Annotated in this window: 9 protein-coding genes; 5 read left to right on the plus strand and 4 right to left on the minus strand. The window is 51.8% G+C overall.

Features of this window, described 5'->3' with window-relative positions; translation table 11 throughout:
- The first annotated feature begins 67 nt into the window (after window positions 1-67).
- The 3 genes from dusA (at window position 68) to fliS (ending at window position 2,021) form a co-directional block, all read left to right on the plus strand.
- On the plus strand, window positions 68-1,066 hold the full coding sequence (gene dusA, locus CKO12_RS06585; RefSeq protein WP_200153961.1) for a tRNA dihydrouridine(20/20a) synthase DusA: 999 nt from the start codon (window positions 68-70) through the stop codon (window positions 1,064-1,066).
- A gap of 264 nt (window positions 1,067-1,330) precedes the next feature.
- Window positions 1,331-1,546 (plus strand): flagellar protein FlaG, encoded by a 216-nt coding sequence (locus CKO12_RS06590; protein ID WP_200153951.1) that lies wholly within the window; start codon window positions 1,331-1,333, stop codon window positions 1,544-1,546.
- A 67-nt stretch (window positions 1,547-1,613) separates the two neighbouring features.
- Complete coding sequence (gene fliS, locus CKO12_RS06595) at window positions 1,614-2,021, plus strand: flagellar export chaperone FliS (RefSeq protein WP_200153952.1); 408 nt, start codon at window positions 1,614-1,616, stop codon at window positions 2,019-2,021.
- Window positions 2,022-2,036: 15 nt separating this feature from the next.
- Here the strand turns inward: fliS and CKO12_RS06600 are convergent, their stop codons facing one another.
- Genes CKO12_RS06600 through CKO12_RS06610 form a run of 3 tightly spaced genes read right to left on the minus strand, consistent with a single transcriptional unit; the run spans window position 2,037 to window position 4,577 of the window.
- Window positions 2,037-3,125 (minus strand): phosphoserine transaminase, encoded by a 1,089-nt coding sequence (locus CKO12_RS06600; protein WP_242466240.1) that lies wholly within the window; start codon window positions 3,123-3,125, stop codon window positions 2,037-2,039.
- Window positions 3,122-4,315: an ATP-grasp domain-containing protein gene (locus CKO12_RS06605; RefSeq protein ID WP_200153954.1), complete on the minus strand. Its 1,194-nt coding sequence runs from the start codon at window positions 4,313-4,315 to the stop codon at window positions 3,122-3,124. Before CKO12_RS06605 ends, CKO12_RS06600 begins: the two co-directional genes overlap by 4 nt.
- A 10-nt stretch (window positions 4,316-4,325) precedes the next feature.
- Window positions 4,326-4,577 (minus strand): hypothetical protein, encoded by a 252-nt coding sequence (locus CKO12_RS06610; protein ID WP_200153955.1) that lies wholly within the window; start codon window positions 4,575-4,577, stop codon window positions 4,326-4,328.
- Here CKO12_RS06610 and CKO12_RS06615 point away from each other — a divergent pair.
- Both CKO12_RS06615 and CKO12_RS06620 read left to right on the plus strand, forming a co-directional pair.
- Window positions 4,576-5,682 (plus strand): GGDEF domain-containing protein, encoded by a 1,107-nt coding sequence (locus tag CKO12_RS06615; RefSeq protein ID WP_200153956.1) that lies wholly within the window; start codon window positions 4,576-4,578, stop codon window positions 5,680-5,682. The two genes, CKO12_RS06610 and CKO12_RS06615, sit on opposite strands and share 2 nt — an antisense overlap.
- A gap of 83 nt (window positions 5,683-5,765) precedes the next feature.
- Complete coding sequence (locus CKO12_RS06620; protein ID WP_200153957.1) at window positions 5,766-6,701, plus strand: N-acetylmuramoyl-L-alanine amidase; 936 nt, start codon at window positions 5,766-5,768, stop codon at window positions 6,699-6,701.
- 84 nt (window positions 6,702-6,785) lie between these two features.
- Here CKO12_RS06620 and CKO12_RS06625 read toward each other — a convergent pair whose 3' ends face one another.
- Window positions 6,786-7,700, minus strand: coding sequence for an Rpn family recombination-promoting nuclease/putative transposase (locus tag CKO12_RS06625; protein WP_200153958.1), 915 nt, complete (start codon window positions 7,698-7,700; stop codon window positions 6,786-6,788).
- Window positions 7,701-7,867 lie beyond the last annotated feature (167 nt).

Here is a 7,867-nt window from a genome sequence, read left to right on the forward strand (position 1 = left end):
CAGCACAGTGTGCCATAGTTAGCGATTCTATTTGAGTATTTTGTAAATCACAATGACATTACCACTAATGACAACTCCTGCAACAATTGTTACCGCACCACTCAATCGGCGCTTATCAGTAGCGCCAATGTTGGATTGGACAGATCGCCATTATCGTTATTTTGTGCGGCTGTTGACGCGCCATACGTTGCTCTATTCAGAAATGGTGACGACTGGTGCGCTTTTGCATGGTGATTGCCAGCGATTTTTGCAATTTGATCCCAGCGAGCATCCTTTAGCATTGCAACTTGCTGGCTCTCATCCAAATGAATTAGCGCGTTGTGCAAAAATTGGCGCAGCTTGGAACTATGACGAATTAAATTTGAATGTGGGTTGCCCGTCAGAACGGGTGCAAAATGGACGTTTTGGTGCCTGTTTAATGGCAGAACCACAATTGGTTGCTGCGTGTATTGCTGCAATGAAAGATGCTGTAACGCTTCCCGTGACAGTGAAAACCCGCATTGGTATTGATGACCGCGACAGCTATGCAGAATTGGTTGATTTTATTGGTGCCCTCATTGACGCGGGTACGGATGCGTTTATTATTCATGCCCGCAAAGCCTGGTTAAAAGGGTTGAGTCCTAAAGATAATCGTGCAGTACCACCGTTGCGCTATGATGTGGTAGCGCAATTGAAAAGTGATTTTCCCACCCAAACTTTTGTGCTCAATGGGGGCATAGAGACATTCACTGCGGCGGCTGAATTGCTTACTCAATACGATGGAGTAATGATTGGGCGGGCGGCTTATCACAATCCGTGGCTGCTTGCTGATGCTGATCGCGTTATTTTTAATGCCGCAGCACCTGCATTGACACGAGAGGCGGTGGTGGCGAACTTTTTACCCTATGCAGAACAGCAACTTGCAGCCGGGGTGCCGCTCAATGCGTTGACGCGCCATTTATTGGGTTTGTTTCAGGGGCAGCCCGGGGCGCGGGCGTGGCGGCGGCAGATCAGCACGCGTGCGCACCGCCCCGACGCGACGTTGGCGGTGCTAACGCCGCCCGCTGCACCGGAGTTGACGCGCTAAATCACGTTATTTAACAACCAGTTGACGCAACGATGCGCGTGCGCACTCAAGAAATGAACGCCCACGCCGTTACTTTTGCCACAACAGGCGGCGACCTGCTACTGCTGAATACTGAGGTGGGCGATGACGGATCTGAACCAATCTTTAACGACAAAAACAGTGTCATTAGAACAGTGCTTGCATCGTGCGCCACTGCATAATGAACATGCTGTGCTCGGATCATTCAATTTAGCCGCCACAGCGCCAATATCACCTGAAATTAAGATGACAACCGTTGGTGATGATGTATTGCCATTTTCGCCAACTTCTGTTCAAAATGGCGTGCATTCAATCCGCACATTTTTACAAAATCGCCAAAGAAAATTGGTGTTTCAATTTAATGCGGATACGGGGCTGGTGACCACGACGGTGGTGGATGCAAAACGACAACAGATTGTGCGGCAAATTCCTGTAGAGCAAGCACTAAAACTCATTTTTTAAGCACGACCATTATTGCAATGGTCGAATAAACCGTTCACTGTCACAACTCATTTTGGAGTACTCACTCATGTATGCGGCGCGTAAAGAACTCAATCAATATCGACAAGCCGGTTCTCTCGCTGAGGTGAATGTTGCTGATCCGCATCGGTTGACGCAAATGTTATTTGAGGGCGCATTAGAACGCATTGCTGTAGCGCGGGGCGCGATGGAGCATGGCAATGTGCCAATGAAAGGTGAAAAAATTGGTCAAGCACTTGCAATTATCGGCGGTTTACAAAACACGCTCGATCATTCTAAAAATCCAGAATTAGCGGAGAATTTAGACGCGCTCTATGATTACATGATGCGGCGCTTGGTACAGGGGAATGCCCGCAATGAACTGGGGGCATTGGATGAGGTGATTGGGTTGTTGCGCGAGATTAAATCTGGTTGGGATGCGATTCCAGAAATGTTGCGCAAAGCCTCATCATTCTGAGGCAGTGGTGGCGTATTAACGCCGCGCAAATTCTCGCATAAAATTACTTAACGCCATGACCGCTTCAATGGTCATGGCGTTATAAATGGAAGCGCGAATACCGCCGAGTGAACGATGCCCCGTTAAACCACTCAAGCCCCGCGCCGTAGCTTGGCGTAAGAATTCAGTGTTTAATTCCGCATTCGGCAACGTAAAGGTGACGTTCATTAACGACCGCTGCGCTGCCACCGTTGCCCAGCCGCAATAAAACCCCGCACTCTCATCAATGACGCGATACAGCACCGCTGCTTTGTGCTGATTGAGCGCGTCCATTTGTGCTAAACCGCCAATCTCGTTTAATAGCCAGCGCGTCACCAATAAGGTGACATAAATAGCAAATACCGGCGGCGTGTTATAAATTGAATGCGCGGCAAGATGCGCCCGATAATCAAGCATTTCTGGTAAATTGTTGGGCGCATGTTCAAGCAATGAACGCCGAATAATGACTACAGTCACTCCCGCCGGGCCGAGATTCTTTTGGGCGTGCGCATAAATCAAATCAAACCGTTCGACATCAATTGGGCGGGACAGCATGTCGGATGACATATCGCACACCCGTATCACGCTATCAAGCCCCAGCACGTCGTGGAATTGCAATCCTTCAACCGTTTCATTCGACACATAATGCAAATATGCAGCTTCAGGATTAAAAGTGAGTTCTGCGGGCGTGGGTAAATGATGAAACCCGCTGGGTTGTCCATTCCAAATAATCCGCACGTCACCTTCTAATTGTGCCGGTGGAATCGCTTTGCTGCTCCAATAGCCGGTGCATAAATAGTCCGCTGTTTGTTGGCGTTGGCGCAGTAATAACATCGGAATCATCGAGAATTGTAAACTCGCGCCGCCTTGTAAAAATAACACGGCGTGACTCGGTGGCAAATTCAATAGCGTTTGGAAATTGCGCTCGGTTTCTGCAATCACTTCGGCGAACCAATCCGAGCGATGACTGATGCCTAATACCGATAAACCGACTTCCGGCACTGCCGCCAGCGCCTGCTGTGTCTGCGCCAGCACCGCTGCCGGCAAAACGCCGGGGCCACCAGAAAAATTCAATTGATTCATCATCGCGTCGCTCCCGCTGCCGCTGTCAACAGCAGGGCGCGAAAGGCGGTGAAAATGTGCTGCATTGCCGGTTGTTTGTATGGATAAAGATCAATGGGATCAAAGGAATGCACGACCATTGCTGGATCAACCTCGAAAATCAGCAGCCGTCCGTCTGGCAGCTCGGCGCAGTCGATGCCGAGATAGTCCAGCTCCATCCGCTCGTGAATGGCTCGCAGCGCGGCGTCATGGCGCTGGGCGAAGTCAGCAAAGTTGCCCAAGAACGCGGCTTCTTCGGCGCGTTTCGCCGCATCATCCGCCATGCCTGCGTTGAGATAATGAATCATCCACGCGCTCGAAATTCCCATGTGAACCCCGAACGGCTGCCCGCCAATCAGCACCACGCGATATTTGCGAAATAGTCCGTCGGCGCTGCGGTAATCAATAAAAGGCGCGATAAAAAAATGCTCGCCCGGCAGATTCGGCAGTTGCGCAGCGAGCGCAGCCGCATCCGGCGTGAGCGTGAGCGCGTGTCCGGCGTGAGAATCGACCGGTCGCACCAGCACCGGCCAAGTCAATTCCGGCAGTTGGCACGTCGCCGGAGTGACACCGGCGGCGAGTTGCGCCAGCAGCGGGCGCTCCACCCGCCACGTTAGCGGCATCAGGACGCCCGGCAAGTTGTGCAACCGCTGCGCGGCGGTGTCGCGGGCGGTTTGCGCGATCTGCTGCGGCAGGTTCAGCACCGGCACCGGCCAGTGCGCCAACGGTTCCTGCCAAGCTGCCAGCAGCGGTTGATTCACCGTCGATTCACCAATTGCCACAAATAACAGGTCGTGCGGCGGCAGCGCTTCGGGCGGCAGCGGATCGGCGCTGACGTAATACAGATGCAATTCTATATCTGCTTGTTCTAGCAAGCATTCCAACGGCACATTCGCCATCATCGCGCCGGGCGCAACCAGCATGAGCACACGCAATCTGACCGGCAGCGCGGCGGGAATGCAGTAATGACGGCAGTCGCGCAGCGCCTCAGTTTGGAGTTCAAGTGCCAGCGTGGGTTTGCCGTAAAACTGCATGATGAGCGCGGCATCGAGGAGTGCGCTGGCAGCGGGAGGTTGGGCGGCAGCCTGTTCCAGCAAACGCTGCCCCAGCGGAGTCAGGTCTTCACCGCTGAGATAACGGCGCAGCAAGGCGGCCAAACCGAGCACGGTGTGCATGATAAAAATCCTATGAAAATAAAGCAGATGCGTGAACAGTACGCGGCTGGCGCAGCATGATTATTGGATTGTCCGCCGCTGGCGGTGCGGTCGCAAGCGGTGAAGGTGACAGTGATCCGTCAATCTGACTGCGGCGTTGCTGGCGCGACTGCCAAAAAGCCGTCACTTTTAACGCGCCAGCCGACTTGTCAAGCGACTTGACTGCCTTGGCGCAGCTTTTGCAAATCACAACAGCAGATGCAGATTTTGGAGAAACGTCCATGAATTCAACCAGTCCCGCTGATACCTCGCCACTCACGCTGGTGTCTTCGCACCCACCGACGCGGCAACCGCCCGAGTCTGTGGAACCGGTCGCGTTTTTACAGGCGATGTCGGCGTCGCTGGAGTTGGATCGGGTGCTCAACACTCTCAGCCGCTTTCTTTACGATCTGGTTGCGCACAGCGGCTGGGAATATCACCACGCTGAATCGGGATTTGCGCGGGCGGGCGGCAAACCGGATCGCCATCGTTTGGAATATGCGTTGACGTTGAATGAGCGCGGCATGGGCACCTTGACGCTCATGCGCGGGCGGCGCTTTTCTGAACATGACCAGCAGCGGATTGAAAGTTTGCTGGGGTTGGCGGCGTCAGCGTTGAGCAATGCGCTCCAGCTTCATCAAACCAATCAACAGCTTGAGCGCGATCCGTTGACGGGATTGGGCAATCGGCGGGCGTTGGCGGCGCAGGGCACGCAATGGCTGGCGGATAGTTTCCGTTATCAACATTCGGTGTCGATGCTGGTGATGGATTTGGATCATTTCAAAACGGTCAACGACCGCTTTGGGCATCCGTTTGGCGACACGATGCTCTGTGGCATCGCAGAAACGCTGCGCGAGATGACGCGGACGGCGGATTTATGTGTGCGGCTGGGCGGAGATGAATTCGTAGTATTGCTGCCGCATTCCGATCTGACCGAAGCGGTGAATTGCGCCGAGCGGATTCGCCAACGGGTTCATCAATTGGAACTCATCGCCCCGAACGGCGCGGTGGTGCAGCCGAGCATCAGCATTGGCGTGGCCAGCATTCAGGGCGGCACCCTGATGTCCACGCCGCTGGCGACAGACGGCGACGCGGAGCCGAACAGCGTTCACACTGATTTATTCAATGCACGCGGCTGCGCCCAAGAAATGCGCCAGATCGTCGCCTCATTGCTGCCCCATCCGCCCACTGCCGAAACGCTCGCAGCGGTCGCGCAGACGGGGATTATTCCGCAATACGGCATTGATTTGGACACGTTATATCATCAAGCAGATTTAGCGTTGTATGCCGCTAAACGTGGCGGTTCCAATCGCGTTGTTGCCGCGCCAGTCGTGTCTTATGAATCATAAATCCCTATTCATCACATTAGGAATGGCGCAAGCGGATCATTGAATATCCATTTGTCTTTATTGACCCCGGCGTCATTCCTAAAATGTCCAAAATACTCACCGCAATCGTTATAATAATAGCGAATCTCGCCACTCCTGCTGCCGCATTACAAACCGCGCCCATTGCTGGGTCAGCGCGTACCGCTCCCATTCAACAGATCGTTATTCATGCCACCGGCGGTCCCGATTGCAATGCGAAACGCAGTTTTCGCAGCGGCACTCTCGCGGGCATCACTCAGTATTTCACCGACAATCAACACCGCATCAGCATTCATTACATTATTGATCGCAATGGCGACGTAGTGCGCATGGTGCCAGAACAACAAATTGCCCATCATGTGCGCGGTCATAACGCCAATTCTATCGGCATCGAATTGATTAACGACGGCGACGGGCACGATCAATTTGCTGCGGCACAAATCACGGCATTAATTGCCTTATTGCGCGAACTATTGCCGCGTTATCAACTAACTGCTGCGGCACTCAAATCTCATGCTGAATTGGATGATTCATGGCTAGATTGCGGCAAACAACGCATTAAACGTAAACAAGACCCCGGCGCTGCTTTTCCTTGGCAACAAGTCAAACAAGAACTCACTGCGCCCGCCGCGCCTGTCATTACCATTCCGCCGCCATTACCCGCGCCACCGCCGCCTGTTGTTATTCCACCCGAATTAAAATCACCGTTATTCGCAGTGCGCCAACGCCAGCAGCATATCAATGCGTTGGTTGCCGTTGATCGTGAATTCAGACAGCGCGAGCGGGTTGTTAATGCCAATTTAAGTCTGGTATTTAATGATCGCCAAGATGCTGCAATTGCGTTAGCGACGCCGGGCGATGAAGATCGCCAAGCGCAGCTTCAAGAAACGCTGGCGCAACTCAATCAACGTGAAGCGGAATTGCGGCGCGAATTGCTTGGCATATTACAGGTTCAAGAAAATGCCAAAGCTGCTATTCGTCATTTGCGCAATATCCATTAACACAGCATCGCATTTTGCATTATAATAATTCACTTGATCTGGCGGAAAGATTGCGCTGCTAGTTTATAACAGCGCAATTGCAGGTTATTCTTTTTGAGCGTTGCCAGCTAATTGCGCTTTGAGTTGCGCCAGTTCAGCCAATGCTGCTGCTTCACGTTGTAACGCCGATTCTTTAGCCAATCGTTCCTGTTCACTCTCAGCTAATGCCGATTCTTTAGCCAAGCGTTCTCGTTCACTCTCAGCCAATGCTGCTGCTTCACGCGCTAACGCCAATTCTTGTCCAGTACGCAATTTATCCATTTCAATTTGAATGCTGCGCTGTACCCGCAAATAATTTTGACGCGCTTGATACACATGATAAGCCTGTTCCTTTTCAGAAAAGGTTCTTAAAGTAGTCATCGCTTGCCTCATCTCGGTCGTTTCCATCCATGACGGCAGCAATTCTGTATCTAATTGCTCACCGTCTTTGAAAAACTTGAGCCACCGCTGTTGTTCATTGTCAATCTGACCAACATCAAACTTATTCAGTTCTAATAACCACACGCTGCCAGCATTAAAACAACTCCAGCCGTTTACATCGCGCATACAAAAGTTGTGGGCATATTCCGCTGTATCACGCAGTAAATTTTCACCGAGCAGCCAAATTGAATACGTCGGTTTCAGCAGGTCGTATTGATCGCCATTTTGCAATTGGCTGGAATATAAATCTGCCCAAGTATAAAAAATCCGCCCTAATAAATCAGGATGCGTCAACAGTTGAATTTCTACCTGATATAAACAACCCGCCGCATCACGCGCTTTGACATCCACGATGCTGAGTTTATCGCTGAGAAATTCGCGCTCGTTATAAGGGTTAATAATGGTTACTCCAACAACTGGAGTTTTTAATTCCTCGCCCAATATCGCGTTGAGGAAATGAATCAAAAGAGCTTGATTGGAGTCAGAACCCAACAGCGCCTTAAAAACGCAGTCAATTTTGGGATCAATCGCATGTTTCATTGTCATTTATTCACTTGATCTGGCGGAAAGATTGCGCTGCTATTTTCATAACAGCGCAAGTCGTATTGAATTATTGCTGCGGTGGGGTTCGGCGCGTTACTGTAGATTTGTTATAACGAAAGCGTTTGCCTTCCAATAACGGCGATTCACACATATAGCGCGTGGCT

It is taken from the genome of Chromatium okenii, from assembly GCF_016583745.1.
Taxonomy (GTDB): Bacteria; Pseudomonadota; Gammaproteobacteria; order Chromatiales; family Chromatiaceae; genus Chromatium; species Chromatium okenii.

What these genes read in the sequence shown, in the direction of transcription:
- dusA (WP_200153961.1), top strand. Translation starts at nt 68, where the DNA reads ATGACAACTCCTGCAACAATTGTTACCGCACCACTCAATCGGCGCTTA.
- CKO12_RS06590 (WP_200153951.1), top strand. Translation starts at nt 1,331, where the DNA reads ATGACAACCGTTGGTGATGATGTATTGCCATTTTCGCCAACTTCTGTT.
- fliS (WP_200153952.1), top strand. Translation starts at nt 1,614, where the DNA reads ATGTATGCGGCGCGTAAAGAACTCAATCAATATCGACAAGCCGGTTCT.
- CKO12_RS06600 (WP_242466240.1), bottom strand. Translation starts at nt 3,125, where the DNA reads ATGATGAATCAATTGAATTTTTCTGGTGGCCCCGGCGTTTTGCCGGCA.
- CKO12_RS06605 (WP_200153954.1), bottom strand. Translation starts at nt 4,315, where the DNA reads ATGCACACCGTGCTCGGTTTGGCCGCCTTGCTGCGCCGTTATCTCAGC.
- CKO12_RS06615 (WP_200153956.1), top strand. Translation starts at nt 4,576, where the DNA reads ATGAATTCAACCAGTCCCGCTGATACCTCGCCACTCACGCTGGTGTCT.
- CKO12_RS06610 (WP_200153955.1), bottom strand. Translation starts at nt 4,577, where the DNA reads ATGGACGTTTCTCCAAAATCTGCATCTGCTGTTGTGATTTGCAAAAGC.
- CKO12_RS06620 (WP_200153957.1), top strand. Translation starts at nt 5,766, where the DNA reads ATGTCCAAAATACTCACCGCAATCGTTATAATAATAGCGAATCTCGCC.
- CKO12_RS06625 (WP_200153958.1), bottom strand. Translation starts at nt 7,700, where the DNA reads ATGAAACATGCGATTGATCCCAAAATTGACTGCGTTTTTAAGGCGCTG.